Source organism: Streptomyces sp. NPDC003379 (assembly GCF_053589195.1).
On the sequence record NZ_JBSFRK010000029.1, the window covers coordinates 1 to 17,886 of the forward strand.

At 70.2% G+C, this 17,886-nt stretch carries 16 protein-coding genes and 1 tRNA gene; 5 read left to right on the forward strand and 12 right to left on the reverse strand.

Translation table 11 applies throughout. The annotated features are described in order from the left end of the window. Positions 1-122: 122 nt before the first annotated feature. The 6 genes from pknB to ACWDVB_RS26085 form a co-directional block, all read right to left on the reverse strand. Complete coding sequence (pknB, locus tag ACWDVB_RS26060) at positions 123-2,180, reverse strand: Stk1 family PASTA domain-containing Ser/Thr kinase (RefSeq protein WP_451517200.1); 2,058 nt, start codon at positions 2,178-2,180, stop codon at positions 123-125. A 169-nt stretch (positions 2,181-2,349) separates the two neighbouring features. Further along, the gene (locus ACWDVB_RS26065; RefSeq protein ID WP_451517199.1) at positions 2,350-3,813 is read right to left on the reverse strand and encodes a peptidoglycan D,D-transpeptidase FtsI family protein; all 1,464 of its coding nucleotides are present in this window, start codon (positions 3,811-3,813) and stop codon (positions 2,350-2,352) included. Continuing rightward, the gene (locus ACWDVB_RS26070) at positions 3,810-5,228 is read right to left on the reverse strand and encodes an FtsW/RodA/SpoVE family cell cycle protein (RefSeq protein ID WP_451517198.1); all 1,419 of its coding nucleotides are present in this window, start codon (positions 5,226-5,228) and stop codon (positions 3,810-3,812) included. The genes ACWDVB_RS26065 and ACWDVB_RS26070 overlap by 4 nt, the downstream gene beginning before the upstream one ends. 26 nt (positions 5,229-5,254) lie before the next feature. Continuing rightward, positions 5,255-6,817, reverse strand: a complete 1,563-nt coding sequence (locus ACWDVB_RS26075) for a Stp1/IreP family PP2C-type Ser/Thr phosphatase (protein ID WP_451517197.1) — start codon at positions 6,815-6,817, stop codon at positions 5,255-5,257. A 131-nt stretch (positions 6,818-6,948) separates the two neighbouring features. Next, on the reverse strand, positions 6,949-7,464 hold the full coding sequence (locus ACWDVB_RS26080) for an FHA domain-containing protein FhaB/FipA (protein WP_451517196.1): 516 nt from the start codon (positions 7,462-7,464) through the stop codon (positions 6,949-6,951). Positions 7,465-7,474: 10 nt separating this feature from the next. Further along, positions 7,475-8,482, reverse strand: a complete 1,008-nt coding sequence (locus tag ACWDVB_RS26085) for an FhaA domain-containing protein (protein WP_451517195.1) — start codon at positions 8,480-8,482, stop codon at positions 7,475-7,477. Positions 8,483-8,966: 484 nt separating this feature from the next. Here ACWDVB_RS26085 and ACWDVB_RS26090 point away from each other — a divergent pair. From ACWDVB_RS26090 to ACWDVB_RS26110, 5 genes are all read left to right on the forward strand, one after another. Continuing rightward, positions 8,967-9,053: transfer RNA gene (locus ACWDVB_RS26090), tRNA-Leu, on the forward strand. Between the two features lie 429 nt (positions 9,054-9,482). Then, a complete protein-coding gene (locus ACWDVB_RS26095) occupies positions 9,483-9,644 on the forward strand; it encodes a hypothetical protein (RefSeq protein WP_451517194.1) in 162 nt (53 codons plus the stop codon). Between the two features lie 343 nt (positions 9,645-9,987). Continuing rightward, entirely contained in the window at positions 9,988-11,424 is a 1,437-nt protein-coding gene (locus tag ACWDVB_RS26100) for a DUF2252 domain-containing protein (RefSeq protein WP_451517202.1), read from the forward strand. A gap of 308 nt (positions 11,425-11,732) precedes the next feature. Then, entirely contained in the window at positions 11,733-12,476 is a 744-nt protein-coding gene (locus ACWDVB_RS26105) for a hypothetical protein (protein WP_451517201.1), read from the forward strand. 87 nt (positions 12,477-12,563) lie between these two features. Further along, positions 12,564-12,911, forward strand: coding sequence for a rhodanese-like domain-containing protein (locus ACWDVB_RS26110; RefSeq protein WP_451517193.1), 348 nt, complete (start codon positions 12,564-12,566; stop codon positions 12,909-12,911). 26 nt (positions 12,912-12,937) lie between these two features. Here ACWDVB_RS26110 and ACWDVB_RS26115 read toward each other — a convergent pair whose 3' ends face one another. The 6 genes from ACWDVB_RS26115 to paaA form a co-directional block, all read right to left on the reverse strand. Continuing rightward, positions 12,938-14,071 (reverse strand): acyl-CoA dehydrogenase family protein, encoded by a 1,134-nt coding sequence (locus tag ACWDVB_RS26115; protein WP_451517192.1) that lies wholly within the window; start codon positions 14,069-14,071, stop codon positions 12,938-12,940. Positions 14,072-14,182: 111 nt separating this feature from the next. Then, a complete protein-coding gene (locus ACWDVB_RS26120) occupies positions 14,183-15,256 on the reverse strand; it encodes a 2Fe-2S iron-sulfur cluster-binding protein (protein ID WP_451517191.1) in 1,074 nt (357 codons plus the stop codon). Further along, entirely contained in the window at positions 15,256-15,756 is a 501-nt protein-coding gene (gene paaD / locus ACWDVB_RS26125; RefSeq protein ID WP_451517190.1) for a 1,2-phenylacetyl-CoA epoxidase subunit PaaD, read from the reverse strand. The genes ACWDVB_RS26120 and paaD overlap by 1 nt, the downstream gene beginning before the upstream one ends. Further along, positions 15,750-16,472: a 1,2-phenylacetyl-CoA epoxidase subunit PaaC gene (gene paaC / locus ACWDVB_RS26130; RefSeq protein WP_451517189.1), complete on the reverse strand. Its 723-nt coding sequence runs from the start codon at positions 16,470-16,472 to the stop codon at positions 15,750-15,752. The genes paaD and paaC overlap by 7 nt, the downstream gene beginning before the upstream one ends. Continuing rightward, positions 16,469-16,759, reverse strand: a complete 291-nt coding sequence (gene paaB, locus ACWDVB_RS26135) for a 1,2-phenylacetyl-CoA epoxidase subunit PaaB (protein WP_451517188.1) — start codon at positions 16,757-16,759, stop codon at positions 16,469-16,471. The genes paaC and paaB overlap by 4 nt, the downstream gene beginning before the upstream one ends. Beyond that, positions 16,756-17,805, reverse strand: coding sequence for a 1,2-phenylacetyl-CoA epoxidase subunit PaaA (paaA, locus tag ACWDVB_RS26140; RefSeq protein ID WP_451517187.1), 1,050 nt, complete (start codon positions 17,803-17,805; stop codon positions 16,756-16,758). The genes paaB and paaA overlap by 4 nt, the downstream gene beginning before the upstream one ends. Positions 17,806-17,886 lie beyond the last annotated feature (81 nt).

The window sequence follows — 17,886 nt, forward strand, 5'->3', positions numbered from 1 at the left end:
TCCGCATCCTTGGCAGAGCAGCCGTTGAATCCGTAGGCGAACGACTTCGATGACAGCTTCTTGTTCCACCCGGTACCGCTCAGCGGTACCGGGGCTCTGCTCATGGAGCTGACGAGCCGGGGTCAGTCCTCGTCGCGGTTCGAGCCCCAGTGCGAGTCGCGCTGCGACAGGCCGCCGATGAAGCCGCCGCCGTCGTCTCCACCGCCGTTGCCGCCGTTCCCACCGTTGCCGCCGTTCCCGCCGTTGCCGTTTCCGCCGCCCGCGGTGGTCAGGTCGACCGCCGTGCCGGGGGCTGCCTTCTCGCCCGCGCCGGGCGTGGAGATGAGCACGAGGGAGTCATCGTCCTGCGGACCGGTGATGGTGCCCACCGAAAGCCCGGCGTCCTCGATGGCCTTACGGGCGTCCTTCAGCTTCTGGCCGGTGAGGGGCGGGACGGTGGTTTCTTCGGGGGCCTTGGCGACCTGGACAGTGACGACGGAGCCGGGGTCGGCCGACGTGCCGGCGGTGGGTGTGGTCTGGATGACCTTGCCCTCCTCGACATCATCGCTGGAGACGTCCTCGCGCTGCGCAACGAGGTCGCTGTCCTCGATCTGCTTCTTGGCTTCCGCCCAGGTCTTGCCCACGACGCTGGGTACGACGGACTGCGCCTTCTCCTTGGCGACGGTGAGGGTGATGTCGCTGCCCTTTTGGACCTCGGTGCCGAAGGTCGGGTCCTGCTCGAGCACGGTGCCCGGCTCCTCGGTGGACTCCCGGGCCTCGGTGTCGACGTTGAACTGGTACTTGTCGCCCTCGAGCTTCTCTGTGGCGTCCTTGACGTCCGTGTTGATGACGTTCGGAACCGCGACCTTGGGCGCGCCGGTCGAGACGGTCACCGTAATGGTGTCGCCCTTCTCGACCTCGGCATCCACCGCGGGATCCTGATCGCAGACCTCACCCTTCGGGTACTTGGCGCACGCCTTGCGATCGCCGACCGCGAACTTGAGGCCGTAGTTCGTGGCCGAATCCTTCGCCTCGCTCTCGGTCTCGCCGATGAGCTTCGGCGCCTTCATCGGCGCGTCCGCGCCGTCCCCGCTGACCGCCCACTTCCCGATGAGGATCGCCCCCACCAGGACGAGGACGCCCGCGAGGATCAGCAGCCACGTCGATGTGCTGCTCTTCTTCTGGCGGCGGCCGTGGCCGCCCTCGTCGCCGTAACCCCCCTCGTCGGGGTTGACCGGCGGCATCATGGACGTCTGGCCGCCGCCGTTCTGCGGGCGCAGCATCGCGGTCTGCTGGTCGGCCCCGTAGCCGTCGGTCCCGCCGTAGCCGACCGCGCCCATGGCGGCGGTGGCCGCGACGGGCTGGCCGTCCAGGCAGGCCTCGATGTCGGCGCGCATCTCGTCGGCCGACTGGTAGCGGTAGTCCGGGTCCTTGGTGAGGGCCTTCAGGACGATGGCGTCCATCTCCGGAGTGATCTCTCCGTCGAAGACGCTCGGGGCCTGCGGCTCCTCACGTACGTGCTGGTAGGCGACCGCGACCGGGGAGTCGCCGACGAACGGCGGCCGGACGGTGAGCAGCTCGTAGAGCAGACAGCCCGTGGAGTACAGGTCGGAGCGGGCGTCGACCTGCTCGCCCTTGGCCTGCTCCGGCGAGAGGTACTGGGCCGTGCCGATGACCGCGGACGTCTGCGTCATCGTCATGCCGGAGTCGCCCATCGCGCGGGCGATGCCGAAGTCCATGACCTTGACCTGGCCGTTGCGCGTCAGCATGACGTTCGCGGGCTTGATGTCGCGGTGGACGATGCCGCTGCGGTGGGAGTACTCCAGGGCCTGGAGGATGCCGATCGTCATCTCCATGGCCCGCTCCGGCAGCAGCTTGCGGCCGGAGTGCAGGAGCTCGCGCAGCGTGGAGCCGTCGACGTACTCCATCACGATGTACGGGATGGAGACCCCGTCGACGTAGTCCTCGCCGGTGTCGTAGACCGCGACGATCGCCGGGTGGTTGAGCGAGGCGGCAGACTGGGCCTCACGGCGGAACCGGGCCTGGAACGACGGGTCGCGGGCCAGGTCGACCCGCAGCGTCTTCACCGCCACGGTGCGTCCGAGGCGGGTGTCGTGCCCGAGGTAGACCTCCGCCATCCCACCGCGGCCGAGCACCTGACCCAGCTCGTACCGGCCGCCGAGGCGACGCGGCTCTTCCATAGCTAATCCAGCCCTCTCCGTCGGTCCCCGACCGCACCTTTGTGTGGTCCGGCGGTGTGCTGTCCGGGCATACCGTACCCGGCTCGACTTGCGTGACCCGGACGCGACCGTCAGCCGATACCGGACCGGTACCGCAACGTGCACCGATGCGGAGTGGCCGTGACGGGCGTCACTTCTTGCTCTTGATGACCGCTTCCATCACGTCCTTGGCGATGGGGGCGGCGAGCCCGCCACCGGAGATGTCACCCCGGTCGGCGTCGCTGTCCTCCACGACCACGGCGACGGCGACCGGCGACCCGGAGTCCGTCTTGGCGTACGAGATGAACCAGGCGTACGGGTTCTTGCTGTTCGCCACGCCGTGCTGCGCGGTGCCCGTCTTGCCTCCGACAGTGACGCCGGGGATCTTGGCCATGGTTCCGGTGCCTTCGTTGACGACCGTCTCCATCATTTCCTGGAGCTTCTGGGCGTTCTCCTTCGAGAGCGGCTCGCTCATCTCCTTGGGCGAGTGCTTCTCGATGACGTCCAGGTTCCGCGCCTGCAGGTCGCTGACCATGTACGGCTCCATGAGCGTGCCGTCGTTGGCGATCGCGGCGGCGACCATGGCCATCTGCAGGGGCGTCGCGGCGGTCTCGAACTGGCCGATGGAGGACAGCGCGGTCTGCGGCTTGTCCATGTCCTCGGGGAAGTGCGAGGCGTTGGAGCGGACCGGAACGAACTGCTCGGAGTTGAACCCGAACTTCTTCGCCGTCTCCAGCATCTTGTCCTTGCCGAGATCGGAGCCGATCTTGCCGAAGACGGTGTTGCAGGAGACCCGCAGCGCCTCACGCAGCGTGGCGTTCTTGCAGGGGATGTTCCCCTCGTTCTTCAGCGGCGTCGTGGTGTTCGGCATGACCCACGGCAGCGGCGAGCGCGTCTTGCTGTCGATGTCGTCGTACAGGCCGTTCTCAAGGGCGGCCGCGGCCGTGACCACCTTGAAGGTGGACCCGGGCGGGTAGGTCTCGCGCAGCGCGCGGTTGACCAGCGGCTTGTCCTTGTCCTTGTCGAGGTCCAGGAACTTCTGGGCCTCGTCGTTGGTGTTGCCCGCGAAGTCACCGGGGTCGTACGAAGGCGTGGAGGCCAGCGCCAGGATCGCGCCCGTGGAGGGGTCGATCGCGGCGACCGCGCCCTTGCCGCGGCCCTTCAGACCGTCGTACGCGGCCTTCTGCGCGGCGGAGTCGAGGGTCGTGACGACATTGCCGCCCTCCTTCTTCTCGCCGGTCAGCATGTCGAGCGTGCGGCGGAAGAAGAGCCGGTCGTCGTTGCCGGTGAGGATGCCGTCGTCGATGCTCTCCAGCTGGCTGGCGCCGATGCGCTGCGAGGAGTAACCGGTGACGGGGGCCCACATGGGCCCGTCCTTCCAGGTGCGCTTGTACTTCAGGTCGCTGCCCGGGGTGGCCTTGGAGCCGGTGATGGGCTTGCCGTCCACGATGATGTCGCCGCGCGGCTGGGAGTAGCGCTCGATGGTGACGCGGCGGTTCTTCTCGTGCTTGGCCAGGGTGTCGGCCTGGACGTACTGGAGCCAGTTGTCCCGGGCGAGCAGGGCGAGGACGAGCAGCCCGCAGAAGATCGCGATCCGGCGCAGGGGCTTGTTCACGGTCGGACCACCTGGGTCATTTCGGCGTCGGGGTTCGGGGCGGGGGACGGGGCGGGACGGCGCGCGGTGTCGCTGATCCGGATGAGGATGCCGACCAGGGCCCAGTTGGCGATGACGGACGAACCGCCGTACGCCAGGAAGGGCATGGTCATACCGGTCAACGGGATCAGGCCCATGACGCCGCCGGCGACGACGAAGACCTGGATGGCGAAGGCTCCGGAGAGACCGATCGCGAGGAGCTTGCCGAACGGGTCGCGGGCGGCGAGCGCCGTGCGGACGCCGCGCTCCACGATCAGGCCGTAGATCAGCAGGATCGCCATCACACCGGCCAGACCCATCTCCTCGCCGAAGGTGGCGAGGATGAAGTCGGAGTTGGCGGCGAAGCCGATGAGGTCGGAGTTGCCCTGACCGAGGCCGGTGCCGAGGACACCGCCGGAGCCGAAGGCCATGAGGGACTGGGCGATCTGCTCGGTCTGCTGGAGCGTCTCGGGGGCGAACGGGTTCAGCCAGGCGTCCACACGCTGCTGTACGTGGGGCTCGAACGAGGCCACGCCGACGGCACCGACGGCGGACATCAGCAGACCGAAGACGATCCAGCTGGTGCGCTCCGTGGCGACGTACAGCATCACGACGAACATGCCGAAGAACAGCAGCGACGTACCGAGGTCGGTCTCGAAGACCAGGATCAGGATCGAGATCGCCCAGACGACGATGATCGGACCGAGGTCGCGGCCACGCGGCAGGTACAGGCCCATGAAGCGGCGGCTGGCCAGGGCGAGCGCGTCCCGTTTCACCATCAGATAGCCGGCGAAGAAGATCGCGATGACGATCTTCGCGAACTCACCGGGCTGGATGGAGAAGCCACCGACCCGGATCCAGATCTTGGCGCCGTAGATGTTCTGGCCGAGACCCGGCACGAGCGGCAGCAGCAGCAGGACGATCGCGCCGACCATCGAGATGTACGTATAGCGCTGCAGGACGCGGTGGTCCTTGAGGAAGACCAGTACGGCCACGAAGAGCGCGATGCCGATCGCGGAGTACATGAGCTGGTTCGGAGCCGACGGGCTGAAGGCGTCGAACTGGGCCTTGGCGAGGTTCTGCAGCCTCTCCGACTGGTCGAGCCGCCAGACCACGACAAGGCCGAGTCCGTTGAGGACCGTTGCCAGCGGCAGCAGCAGCGGGTCCGCGTACGCCGCGAATTTGCGTACGACGATGTGGCCGACGCCCGCGAGGAGGCCGAGCCCCATGCCGTAGCCGAGCATGCCGGACGGCAGTTCACCGTCGAGCGCGAGGCCGACGTTGATGTAGGCGAACAACGGAATGACGACCGCGAAAGCGAGCAGCGCGAGCTCGGTGTTGCGCCGGCTCGGCGCCCCGATCGCGCCGATCGTCGACGTGTGTGTAGTACTGCTCATGGCGTGCAGAGGCCCCCAACGGCTGCTTACTGCTTACCGCACAGCGGGACCAGCTTCTGCTCATCCTCGGAGAGGCTGGGGCCGGGTGTGGGAGTCGGTGCGGTCTTGGACTTGTTCTTGTCGGTCGTGCTGTTCTTGTCGTTCTTGCCGGTCGGGTCCGACGACGGGTTCGTGGTGGGGTCGTCGCCCGGGGCCTTGGTCAGGCCGGTCGTGCCGCCCGCCTCGCCCTCACCGGTCCTGGCGTTGTTCTCGCGCTCGACCTCGCGGCGCTCGGCGTCCTTCTTGCACGCCGAGGCCTGGAGGCCGAGCTCCTTGATCTTGCTCTTGGCCTCGTCGAGGTTGCCCTCGGCGATGGTGGCCTCGACCTGCTTGCGCTGGTACGGCGGCAGGTACTTGAGTTCGATCTCGGGGTGGTCCTTCTCGACCTTCGACAGACTGACCCAGGCCAGGTCCTGGTCGATGCCTCGGTAGAGCGCGATGTGCCTGTCCTTCGTGCCCACGTAGTACTGGGTCTGCGTCCAGCGGTACCCGCCGTAGAGCCCGCCGCCGATGACGGCGAGCGCGAGCACTGTGTAGAGGGATCTCTTGAGCCACTTGCGGCCGCCGCCGGGCTTCACGAAGTCTTCGTCGTCGTACGCCCCGAAGCCGCCCTCGGGGACATACCCCGTGGTGTCGCCGCTGCCGGGCGGGCCGAAGCCGCCACCCTGCCCAGGAGAGCTCTGCGGCGGCACCGGGCGGCCGAGGCCGGAGGCGCGTCCCGCGGGCGTCTGCATGGCGCCGTCGTCCTGAGACTGGAGCTGGTTCTCGGCGACCGCGCCGACCACCACGGGGGTGTCGGACAGCTGGCCGGCGAGGGTGTCGCCGCTGTCGATGTCCAGGACATCGGCGACGATCACCGTGATGTTGTCGGGGCCGCCGCCGCGCAGCGCGAGCTGGATCAGCTCCTGCACGGTCTCCTGCGGGCCCTGGTAGGAGGCGAGCGTGTCCTCCATGGTCTGGTGCGAGACGACTCCGGAGAGGCCGTCCGAGCAGATCAGGTAACGGTCGCCGGCGCGGACCTCGCGGATGGACAGGTCGGGCTCGACGTGGTCGCCGCTGCCCAGCGCGCGCATCAGCAGGGAGCGCTGCGGGTGGGTGGTGGCCTCTTCCTCGGTGATGCGGCCCTCGTCGACGAGGCGCTGCACCCAGGTGTGGTCCTGCGTGATCTGCGTGAGCACGCCGTCCCGCAGGAGGTACGCGCGCGAGTCGCCGACGTGGACGAGACCGAGGCGCCGGCCCGTCCACAGGAGGGCGGTCAGGGTCGTCCCCATGCCCTCCAGCTGGGGGTCCTCCTCGACCATCAGCCGCAGCTGGTCATTGGCCCGCTGCACGGCCGTGCCGAGCGACGTCAGGATGTCCGAGCCGGGGACGTCGTCGTCGAGCGTGACGAGCGTCGAGATGACCTCGGAGCTCGCCACCTCGCCCGCCGCCTGGCCCCCCATGCCGTCGGCGATGGCGAGGAGACGGGGGCCGGCGTAACCGGAGTCCTCGTTCCCCTCCCGGATCATGCCTTTGTGCGATCCGGCGGCGAAGCGCAACGACAGACTCATGCGCACCTCGCCCGTCGGCTCCGGGTACATCCGCACGGTGCCCACCCTCCGGTCGGGAGCGCGCGGGCGTCCAGTGCCTGGACAGCCGCTTCGGCTCGCTCGCTCCGCTCGCGCTCTTTCATGACGTAGCACTACTTCCGCAGCTCGATGACGGTCTTGCCGATGCGGATCGGCGCGCCCAGCGGAACGGGCGTCGGGGTGGTGAGTCGGGTCCGGTCGAGATACGTGCCGTTGGTGGACCCGAGATCCTCGACGATCCACTGGCCGTCACGGTCCGGGTAGATCCTGGCATGCCTGCTGGAGGCGTAGTCGTCGTCCAGCACGATCGTCGAATCGTGCGCACGGCCCAGCGTGATGGTCTGCCCCTGCAGGGCGACCGTCGTCCCCGCGAGGATGCCCTCGGAGACGACCAGCTTGCTGGGGGCGCCGCGGCGCTGGCGGCCACCGCCGCCCTGCTGCTGGCGTGGCGGAGTTGGTGCGGCCTGCTGCTGGCGGGCGGCCTGTTGCGGCCGCTCGCGCCGGGAACCGCGTTGTGTGACGCGTGTTCCGAACAGGTCGCTGCGAATGACCTGGACGGCCACGATCACGAACAGCCACAGAACAGCTAGAAAACCTAGCCGCATGACCGTCAGGGTCAGCTCTGACATTGCCCCCGCTTCACCCTTCGGCTTGCCGGTAAACGATGGTGGTTTGGCCCACGACGATCCGCGAGCCGTCGCGGAGCGTAGCGCGGGTGGTGTGCTGCCCGTCTACCACGATGCCGTTGGTAGACCCGAGATCCTGGATCGTCGAGGGCGTTCCGGTCCGGATCTCACAGTGCCGGCGGGATACGCCGGGGTCGTCGATCCGCACATCGGCGTCGGTGCTGCGGCCCAGCACCAGCGTCGGGCGGGAGATCTGATGGCGGTTGCCGTTGATCTCGATCCAGCGCCGCACCTGGGCGCCCGGAAGAGGTCCGGCACCGGGGCCCGCGGGCCTGCCCGCCGCCGGGGACTGACCGCCTGGGCGACCCGCGCCGGGTGGCGGTGCGGCAGGCATGGGAGGTGCCCCGCCGGGAGCGCCGCCGGTGGCTCCGGAGGGCGGCTGCGGATAGCCGTAGCCGCCGCCCGCGCCACGGCCGGGAGCCGCGGGGCCACCGGGACCGGGGCTACTGGAGCCTGGACCACCGGAGCCTGGACCACCGGAACCGGAACCGCCGGAACCGGGGCCGGAGCCGCCGGGTCCAGGGCCTGCGGAGCCGGGGGCCGCGGAGCCGGGGCCTGCCGGGGCGCGTTCAGGAGACTGCGAGGTGCTGGAGGCGAGCGTGCGGCTGCGTACGCGATACAGGCCGGTGTCGAGATCCTCGGCCTTCTCCAGGTGCACCTTGATGGGGCCCATGAAGCTGTAGCGCTGCTGCTTGGCGTAGTCGCGCACCATGCCGGACAGCTCGTCGCCGAGCTGCCCGGAGTAGGGGCTCAGGCGCTCGAAGTCGGGTGCGCTGAGCTCCACGATGAAGTCGTTGGGGACGACCGTCCGCTCGCGGTTCCAGATCGTCGCGTTGTTGTCGCACTCCCGCTGGAGGGCGCCGGCGATCTCGACGGGCTGGACCTCGGACTTGAACACCTTGGCGAAGGTGCCGTTGACCAGACCTTCGAGTCGCTGCTCGAACTTCTTCAGGACTCCCATGGGGCACCTCCTCCGTCGTAGTCATCCTGGTACTGCTTACTGATCGTATCCACGCGCCGGGAAATCGGCTGGTTCCCCCTGTCTGCCCGGTCGACGAGTGTCGCCTCTCACAAGGCATGCCCGCACCAGGCCCCACGGATCCTCCCAGCACCCCTGATGAGGCCCTGATTTCCGGATCCGCAAACCCTTCCGGGAAGTGGCTCGGGACGCCTGCTCGAGTCTCCTCTTACCAGGGATCGTAGAGGGGGTCCCAAGCCAGTGTCCCGCACCTGGCTGTGGACCTCGGCGAGCCCGGTGGGCCCGGTGGGCGGAGCGGGTGTGGTCCCGGTCCGTTCCTGTGCGCGTACGGGAGTGTTGCCGGGCGGATCCCTTGGCAGGTGCCCCCCTAATACGGATGTGAATCCACCGTCTGCAGCGTGCTAATCTTCTGGATGTCGGCAGGCGCTCGCCCCACACGGCGGGGAGCCCGAAGACAACACCCAATGCGCGGGTGGCGGAATAGGCAGACGCGCTGGATTCAGGTTCCAGTGCCCGAAAGGGCGTGGGGGTTCAACTCCCCCCTCGCGCACCAGAAGAACCGATGAAGCGGGTCTTCACCAGAGACGACAGTCCTGGTGGGGGCCCGCTTCTCGTGTTCCGAGGAGACCGTGCCGCAGCCTGGATGACGACGACAGGGCCCCGGCCGTGAGATAGCTCACGGCCGGGGCCATGCTGCATCGGCTCTGTCGCCTTGGCCGTCGCCTGTGGGGCGGGTGTGGTCGTGGACGACCTCAAGGCCGATGCCGACGGCCGACACGACTATGTGGCCACCAATGAGGGGCTGGGCTGTCCCCCTTCTCCTGCCCGGCAGACTTCGGCCTCCTCCTGCCCGGCAGACTTCGGCATGGCGAATGACCGGGCGGCCGCCCTCGGCTTCCACTTCACGCCGATCGCCCAGCCATGTTCGACCTCATCGTCATCGTCCGGGTCCCCGAGACCGACAACATCACGCCGGTGGCCGATGCCCTGGCCCGCATGCGCCCCCGTCGAGCGCTGGGCGAGCCGCGCCCACTGGGAGGCGCACGACGACGGCGACGCCATCCAGAAGATCTACATCCCGGAGCTCATGCCGCGCATCGAACGCGAGGTGCACCCGAGCGTCCCGGTGAGCAGCGCGCAGTAACACGCGCGGTAACGGCGGTCTCAGCAGGAATACGACGCCGTGGGATCGGTCGCGGTGTACAGCGGGCGCACCCCGCTCGACCGGTGCCTGTGCGATGTCCCCACCGCAGGCCACCACGTGGCGTCGTCGGAGAGGACCTCGACCAGATCGGCCACCTGCGACTCGGAGGTGACCCTGTCTCGCCCCACCTCTGATAGGGGGCCGACCACGCCTTTTGGCAGCCCGCACCGAAGTTGTCCACAGGCTCTGACGATGGTCGGCGCGCGGCGGTACCGTCGAAGGCCGGATGTGGCTGGGTGGCCGAGGGGCGGGGGCGATGAGCGTGGTGGAGCTCGACGGGAAGATGCCTGGGCGAGGGCGGCAAGGGCGGCAGGGGCGGCAGGGGGAGCGGATGCCGCGGGTGCCGGGGTTCGCCGAGTGGGCCGGGCAGGGTTCGCCCAAGAAAGAGGGCAGGGCGTTGCGCCGGCGGGTGCTCCGCGCTTCGCACGGCGAGTTCGCGGTGGACGGCGGGCGTCCCGACCCCGTGGCCGCCGTGAACGAGTCCAACCGCAGCCGGCTTCCGGAGCTCGCGCCGATCCGGGTCGGCAGGATGGCCGCCTCTCCCTTCGCGTTCCTGCGGGGCTCCGCGGGACTCATGGCGTACGACCTCGCGCGCGCCCCGCTGACCGGCATCGGTGCGCAGATCTGCGGGGACGCGCACGCCGCGAACTTCGGGCTCTACGCGGACGCGCGGGGCGGCCTCGTCATCGACCTCAACGACTTCGACGAGACCGTGCACGGCCCCTGGGAGTGGGACCTCAAGCGACTGGCCACCTCCCTGGTGCTCGCCGGCCGCGAGGCGGGTGCGAGCGAGGCTGTCTGCACGGCTGCCGCGCTGGACGCGGCGGGGGCCTATCGCCGCACCATGCGGCTGCTCGCGAAACTCCCCGCCCTGGACGCGTGGAACGCCATCGCGGACGAGGAGCTGGTCTCGCACACGGACGCGCGCGACCTCCTCGGCACGCTGGAGCGGGTCGCGGCGAAGGCACGGCAGAACACGAGCGCCCGGTTCGCCGCGAAGTCGACGGTGCTGGTCGAGGGCGTTGACGGTTCCGTGGGGCGGCGCTTCGTCGACGCACCGCCCGTGCTGCGGCGCGTGCCGGACGCGGAGGCCGCCTCGGTGGCGGGTGCGCTGGAGGAGTATCTGGGCACGCTGACCGAGGACCGGCTGCCGCTGCTCGGGCGGTACGCGATCCAGGACGTCGCGTTCCGCATAGTGGGCACCGGCAGCGTCGGCCTGCGGTCGTACGTGGTGCTGCTGCTCGACCACCGGGGCGAGCCGCTGGTGCTCCAGGTCAAGGAGGCGCGGCCCTCCGCCCTGCTGCCGCAGCTGCCCGTGGCGGGCTTCAAGGTGCCCGATACCGCGCACGAAGGGCAGCGGGTGGTGCGCGGCCAGCAGCGGATGCAGGTCGTCAGCGACTTCCTGCTCGGGTGGACGACGGTCGACGGGTCTCCTTTCCAGGTACGCCAGTTCAGGAACCGCAAGGGCAGCGTGGACCCGGTGGCGCTGAGCGCCGACCAGATCGACGACTACGGCCGCATGACCGGCGCGCTGCTGGCTCGCGCCCATGCGCACAGCGCCGACCCGCGCCTCATAGCGGGGTACTGCGGCAGGAGCGACGAGCTGGACGTGGCGATATCGCGGTTCGCGACGGCGTACGCGGACCGTACGGAGGCGGATCACGCGCTGCTGGTGCGGGCGGTCAAGGAGGGGCAGGTGGCAGCTGAGGCGGGAGTGTGAGGGCCTCTTGAGCGGGTGGTGGGCGGCCCCGGGCAGGCTGTCCGGGGGAACGGACCGGTCGTGCTTCGGGGGCGGGGCACTTGGTGCCCTACGCTGGACGAGTGACGATCCCGGAAGCCGAGCCGACGCAGCCCGAGACGCCTGAGACTCCCGGCGAGGAGTCCGGGCAGCCGGGCCCAGAAGGGCGGCTCAAGGACCAGCTCAAGGAGCGGCTCAGGGCGCGCTCCGAAGAGCGACGTGCGGAGCAGGCGGACCAGCGGGCCGAGGAGCAGGCGGATCAGCGGCCCGAGGCGCGGCTCGAACGGGCCGTGCGCGCCGCCGAGCAGGCGCTGATCGAGTACGAGATCGCGCTGGAGACCTTCCGGGTGGAGGTCGAGAACTTCTCGCGCCTGCACCACCAGAAGCTCGGCCCGATGTACGCGCGCCTCGACGAGCTTGACGCACGGATCGCCGAGGCCACCGCGGCCCGCACGGGCGACCCCGAGGATCTGCGCAAGGCGGAAGAGGCGCGAGCGCGGGTGATGCCGATGCCGGGCGTCGAGGAGCTGTTCCACGGCTGGATGGACGACGAGGGTCTCTACCCCGAGGCCGCCGCGATGCTCACCGACCAGTCGGTGCGGCCTCCGCAGCGGGTGCGCCCCGGCGAGGAGGCCCGCAAGCTCTACCGCGAGCTTGCGCGCAAGGCGCATCCGGACCTGGCGCAGGAGGAGGGCGAGCGGCAGCGGCGCGAGGAGTTCATCACGCGCGTCAACGCCGCGTACGCCCGTGGCGACGAGGCGCTGCTGCGGGAGCTGTCCGAGGAGTGGGCCGCGGGGCCGGTGCCCGAGGAGCAGCGGCTGACCCGCAGCGAGGAGCTGTACGCCAGGCTCGAATGGCTCGCCCAGCGCAAGGAACTCCTCTCCGTCCTCGCCAAGGATCTGGAGGAGAGCGCGATCGGCGGGATGCTGCGCCTCGCGCCCGACGACCCGGACGCGCTGCTCGACGAGATCGCCGAGCAGCTGCTCGCGCAGGTCGCCGAGCGTGAGGCGGAGCTGGAGCGGCTGAGCGCGTAGCCGCGTTCACAGTTCGCCGAGCAGCCATCCACAGTCCGTCGCGCAGGCGCGTCCCCGGGGCGGCACCGGTCGGGTAGCGTCGGGGGCATGGCTTTCGGAACTCATGTGCCCACGGTCGGCGTCGACGACCTCACGCCCGGTGACTTTCTGCTGGATGTCCGCGAGGACGACGAATGGCAGGCGGGTCACGCCGAGGGCGCGCTGCACATCCCGATGAGTGAGTTCGTCGCCCGGTACGGGGAGTTGACCGAGGCCGCGCCGCAGGACGGCAAGGTCAACGTCATCTGCCGGTCCGGCGGGCGCTCCGCCCAGGTCGCCATGTACCTGGGGCAGCAGGGCATCGACGCGGTGAACGTCGCAGGTGGCATGGAGGCCTGGGAGGCCGCCGGCCGACCGGTCGTCGATGACAAGGGCGCGCCGGGCACCGTCGTATAGGCCCTGTACGTCCGCCTCCCGCTGGTTCAGCCGAGCGCGTGGGCGGCCAGCAGGTCGCCCAGCGCTTCCTCGTGCGCCGCTGCCGGGCCGAGGGAGAGTTCCAGCTGCTTGGCCCAGGCGTGATAGCGGTGCAGGGGGTAGTCGGTGTCGGCGCCGAAGCCGCCGTGCAGATGCTGGGCGGTCTGTACGACCCTTCGTACGCCGTCGGACGCCCAGATCTTGGCGACGGCCACGTCGCCGGTGGCGGGGAGCGCGCTGTCCGCGCCCGTGGCGATGCGCCAGGCGGCCTGCCAGAGGGTGGCCTCCATGGCGCGCAGGTCGATGTAGCGGTCGGCGGCCTGCACCGCGACGGCCTGGAACGTGGCGATCGGATGGCCGAACTGCTCGCGCTTGCTGACGTATTCACTTGTCATACGCAGGACGCCCTCGCCGAGCCCGAGGGCGAGCGCGCAGGTGCCGGTGGTGAGCAGGTCGCGCAGCCGGTCCCAGGCGCCGTCGGCCTCGATGACGTCGGACGCGGCGACGCGCACGGCCTCAAGGCGCAGCTCGCCGAGGTGCTCGCCGCTGGTGGAGTATTGCTCGGCCAGGCCGAGGCCGTCGTGGACGCGGGGGACCAGGGCGAGGACGGTGCGGCCGTCGGCGGTGTGGGCGGGTATGACGACGAGGTCGGCGTTCCGCGCCCAGGGCACGGCCGTCTGGAGTCCGTCCAGGAGCCAGCTGTCGCCTTCGCGCCGGGCTGAGACGGCCAGCTCGGCCGGGTCATGGCCGGTGCGGCCGTGGGCGGCGACGGTCAGGACGAGCTCCCCACGGGCGGCCCGGGGGAGGAGCCGTTGCCTCAAGCTCTCGCCGCCATGGGTCTGTACGAGTGCGGCGGCGGCGCTGCTTTCCAGGAGCGGTACCCGCGCGAGGACCTTCGCGGACTCGCGGAGCACCAGGCACAGGGCGATGGCGTCGAGTCCAACGCCGCCGTACTCGGCGTCGATGAGCAGGCCGAGCAGGTCGGCGTCCGCGAGCCTGGACCACAGGGCGCGGTCGAGGTCATCGGCGACGGCACCCGGCGTGAGGGCCGGACTCGGCACCCCGTCCGGCGCGACGTCGGTGAAGAGCGCCTTGGCCGTCTCGACCACGGCCCGCTGTTCCTCGGTGAAGGTGAAGTCCACTGCCTGTCCTCCCGCGCCGGCCTCTTCGTATCTGATGGGGCGTCAAGATAGAACAGGTTCTAGCGGAAGGGAACAGGCGCGGGGCCCTGGCGGCACCCGAGCGCCGCCGTCTCAGCGGTCGAAGTCCAACTCCACGGTGTCCGTGACCGGATGGGACTGGCAGGCCAGGACATATCCGGCCTCCGTCTCCTCCGGTTCCAGTGCGAAGTTCCGCTCCATCTGGACCTCGCCCGAGACCCGGAAGGCGCGGCACGTCCCGCAGACCCCGCCCTTGCAGGCGTAGGGCGCGTCCGCGCGGTTGCGCAGCACCGTCTCCAGCAGCGTCTCGCCGTCCAGCACGGGCCAGGTGCCCGAGCGGCCGTCGAGGGTCACCGTCACCGTGCTGTGCGCGGGCGTGGTCGGGGGTGCCGAGGCTGCGGTGGAAACACCGCCGTCCACGTGGAAGATCTCCTCGTGGATGCGCCGGCGGCCCACGCCGAGGGCGCGCAGGGTCCGCTCCGCGCCCTGCACCAGGCCGAACGGGCCGCACAGGAACCAGCCCTTGACCTCCGCCACGGGCAGCAGCGCCGGCAGGAGCCGGGCGAGCCGCTCCTCGTCGAGACGCCCGGAGTCCAGTCCCGCCTGCTGCTCCTCCCGGGAGAGCACGGTCACCAGCTGGAAGCGGTCCGGCCAGCGGTCCTTGAGGTCGGCGACCTCCTCCAGGAACATCGTCGAGGCGGCGGTGCGATCGCTGCGTATGAGGCAGAAGTGGGCCAGCGGCTCGCGCTCCAGGAGCGTGGTGACGATGGAGAGCACCGGTGTGATCCCGCTGCCGCCGACCACCGCCGCATAGCGCCCGGGGGCCGGGTCCAGGGTGAAGCGTCCGGCCGGGGTCATCACCTCCAGCTCGTCGCCGACGGAGAGTTCCTTGAAGGCGTATGTCGAGAAGGCGCCTTCCTCGACGAGGCGCACTCCGACCCGCAGCGTTCGTGGCTCACCGGGGGCGTCGGGGAGCGGGGCGGGGGAGCAGATCGAGTACGTACGGCGGATCTCGGTGCCGTCGGTGAAGCGGCGGAGGGCGAGGTGCTGGCCCGGGGCGAAGCGGTACTCCTCGCGCAGGGCGGGCGGCACGTCGAAGGTCAGCGTCACGGAGTCGTCGGTGAGCCGGTCGACGGCCGCTACCCGGAGCGGGTGGAAGCGGGCCATCACAGCTCCTTGAAGTGGTCGAAGGGTTCACGGCAGGAGACACAGCGGCGCAGCGCCTTGCAGGCCGTGGAGGAGAAGCGGCTGAGCAGCTCCGTGTCGGTCGATCCGCAGTGCGGACAGCGGATCGAGAGGCTCAGGGGGACGGGCCCGTCCGCCGGGTGGGAGCGCGGGGGCGCTATGCCGAACTCGGCCAGCTTGCGACGGCCTTCGGCGCTGATGTCGTCCGTCGACCAGGCGGGCGCGAGCACCGTGCGCACCGAGACCTCGGCCATGCCGTGGTCGTGCAGCACCTGCTCTATGTCGGAGGTCATGGCCTCGATCGCCGGGCAGCCGGTGTACGTGGGGGTCAGCTCGACCTCGACCTTGCCGGGGGCCAGGACCCGCACCCCGCGCACCACGCCGAGGTCGGCCAGGGTCAGGACCGGCAGCTCCGGGTCGGGCACCGAGCCCGCGAGGGCCAGGAGCTCGGCCTCCAGCGCGGTGGGCGCGGTCGTCACCATGACGCCCCCGGGTGGCTGCGGTGGAGGTGCTGCATCTCGGCGAGCATCCGTCCGAACGGCTCGGTGTGCAGGCCCTCGCGGCCGGCGCCCGCCGCCCAAGCGCCCGTCTGCGGCCCGCCGGGCACGGTCAGGGTGGCCCGCTCCATGACGGCCGTCACCGAGGCCGTCCAGCTGTCCCGCAGGGCGTCGCAGTCGACACCGAGGCCGTCCACCGGCTGGAACATCTCGCCGGTGAACCGCCAGAGCGCGTCGAGCCCCCGCTGCATCCGCTCATGGCTCCCGGCCGTGCCGTCGCCCAGCCGCAGTGTCCACTGCTCCGCGTGATCCTGGTGGTAGGCGACTTCCTTGACGGCCTTCGCCGCCAAGGGCGCGAACTCGCCGTCCCCGGACGCCAACTGGCCGTACAGCGCCGACTGGTAGGTGGAGAAGTAGAGCTGGCGGGCGATGGTGTGCGCGAAGTCGCCGTTCGGCTGCTCGACCAGTTGGAGGTTGCGGAAGGCGCGCTCCTCGCGGAGGTACGCCAACTCGTCCTCGTCCCCGGCCAGGGAGAGCAGGACGCGGGCTTGCCCGAGCAGATCCAGGGCGATGTTCGCCAGGGCGACCTCTTCTTCGAGGACCGGGGCGTGCCCGGCCCACTCCCCCAGGCGGTGCGAGAGCACCAGGGCGTCGTCCCCCAGAGCGAGGGCGGGCGTGGTCGGGGCCGGTGCGGCGGTCACAGGTGCTTCACCCCGTCCGGGATGTCGTAGAACGTCGGGTGACGGTAGGGCTTGTCGCCGGCCGGTTCGAAGAAGGAGTCCTTCTCGTCCGGTGAGGAGGCGGTGATCGCGGTGGACGGCACGACCCAGAGGGAGACGCCTTCGCTCCTGCGGGTGTACAGGTCGCGGGCGTTGCGCAGGGCCATCTCCGCGTCCGGCGCGTGCAGGCTGCCGGCGTGGGTGTGGGAGAGGCCGCGGCGCGAGCGGACGAAGACCTCCCACAGTGGCCAGTCGGTCGAGCTGCTCATGCTGTCGCCTCTCCGTGCTGTGCGGCGGCGCCGCCATGCGTGCCGTCCGTACGGACCGCTTCCGCTTGCTTCGCGGCATACGCGGCCGCTGCCTCCCGGACCCAGGCGCCCTCCTCGTGGGCGCGCCTGCGTTGGGTGATGCGCTGTTCGTTGCACGGGCCGTTCCCCTTCAGGACGTCCCAGAATTCGGTCCAGTCGATCGGGCCGAAGTCGTAGTGCCCCCGTGTTTCGTTCCACACCAGGTCCGGGTCGGGGAGGGTCACGCCGAGCGACTCCGCCTGGGGGACGCAGATGTCCACGAAGCGCTGGCGCAGCTCGTCGTTCGAGTGGCGCTTGATCTTCCACGTCATCGACTGCTCGGAGTGCGAGGACTCGTCGTCGGGCGGGCCGAACATCATCAGCGAGGGCCACCACCAGCGGTCCACCGCGTCCTGAGCCATCTCGTGCTGGGCCCGGGTGCCTCTGCTGAGGGCGAGCAACGACTCGTACCCCTGGCGCTGGTGGAAGGACTCCTCCTTGCAGACGCGGACCATCGCGCGGGCGTACGGGCCGTACGAACAGCGGCACAGGGGGACCTGGTTGGTGATCGCGGCGCCGTCCACGAGCCAGCCGATCGCGCCGACGTCCGCCCAGGTCAACGTGGGGTAGTTGAAAATCGACGAATACTTCTGGCGGCCGGAGTGCAGCTTGTCGAGCAGCTCGTCGCGGCTGGTGCCGAGCGTCTCGGCGGCGCTGTAGAGATACAGGCCGTGGCCTGCCTCGTCCTGCACCTTCGCCATGAGGATCGCCTTGCGCCGCAGGGAGGGGGCGCGCGTGATCCAGTTGGCCTCGGGCTGCATGCCGATGATCTCTGAGTGCGCGTGCTGCGCGATCTGCCGGACGAGTGACGCGCGATAGGCGTCCGGCATCCAGTCGCGCGGCTCGATGCGCTCGTCGGCGGCGACCGCCTCGTCGAAGGCGGCCTGGTACCCGGCCGTGCGTGCGGCCGAGGACGTGGCCTCGTCCGGCTCCGTCCCCGCCGCCCTGTCTGCGGCTGCTGTCGCCATCTCGGTCCCCCTCGACCTGAGCGAACCGACCGACCGATCGTTCGGTTCGTCTGGATTCAATGGTGCGGCTCGCCGCCATAA

Bases quoted from the DNA above. Each gene is read 5' to 3' on its own strand.
- pknB (WP_451517200.1), bottom strand. From the start codon at position 2,180: ATGGAAGAGCCGCGTCGCCTCGGCGGCCGGTACGAGCTGGGTCAGGTG.
- ACWDVB_RS26070 (WP_451517198.1), bottom strand. From the start codon at position 5,228: ATGAGCAGTACTACACACACGTCGACGATCGGCGCGATCGGGGCGCCG.
- ACWDVB_RS26075 (WP_451517197.1), bottom strand. From the start codon at position 6,817: ATGAGTCTGTCGTTGCGCTTCGCCGCCGGATCGCACAAAGGCATGATC.
- ACWDVB_RS26080 (WP_451517196.1), bottom strand. From the start codon at position 7,464: ATGTCAGAGCTGACCCTGACGGTCATGCGGCTAGGTTTTCTAGCTGTT.
- ACWDVB_RS26085 (WP_451517195.1), bottom strand. From the start codon at position 8,482: ATGGGAGTCCTGAAGAAGTTCGAGCAGCGACTCGAAGGTCTGGTCAAC.
- ACWDVB_RS26095 (WP_451517194.1), top strand. From the start codon at position 9,483: ATGCCCTGGCCCGCATGCGCCCCCGTCGAGCGCTGGGCGAGCCGCGCC.
- ACWDVB_RS26100 (WP_451517202.1), top strand. From the start codon at position 9,988: ATGCCTGGGCGAGGGCGGCAAGGGCGGCAGGGGCGGCAGGGGGAGCGG.
- ACWDVB_RS26110 (WP_451517193.1), top strand. From the start codon at position 12,564: ATGGCTTTCGGAACTCATGTGCCCACGGTCGGCGTCGACGACCTCACG.
- ACWDVB_RS26120 (WP_451517191.1), bottom strand. From the start codon at position 15,256: ATGGCCCGCTTCCACCCGCTCCGGGTAGCGGCCGTCGACCGGCTCACC.
- paaD (WP_451517190.1), bottom strand. From the start codon at position 15,756: ATGGTGACGACCGCGCCCACCGCGCTGGAGGCCGAGCTCCTGGCCCTC.
- paaB (WP_451517188.1), bottom strand. From the start codon at position 16,759: ATGAGCAGCTCGACCGACTGGCCACTGTGGGAGGTCTTCGTCCGCTCG.
- paaA (WP_451517187.1), bottom strand. From the start codon at position 17,805: ATGGCGACAGCAGCCGCAGACAGGGCGGCGGGGACGGAGCCGGACGAG.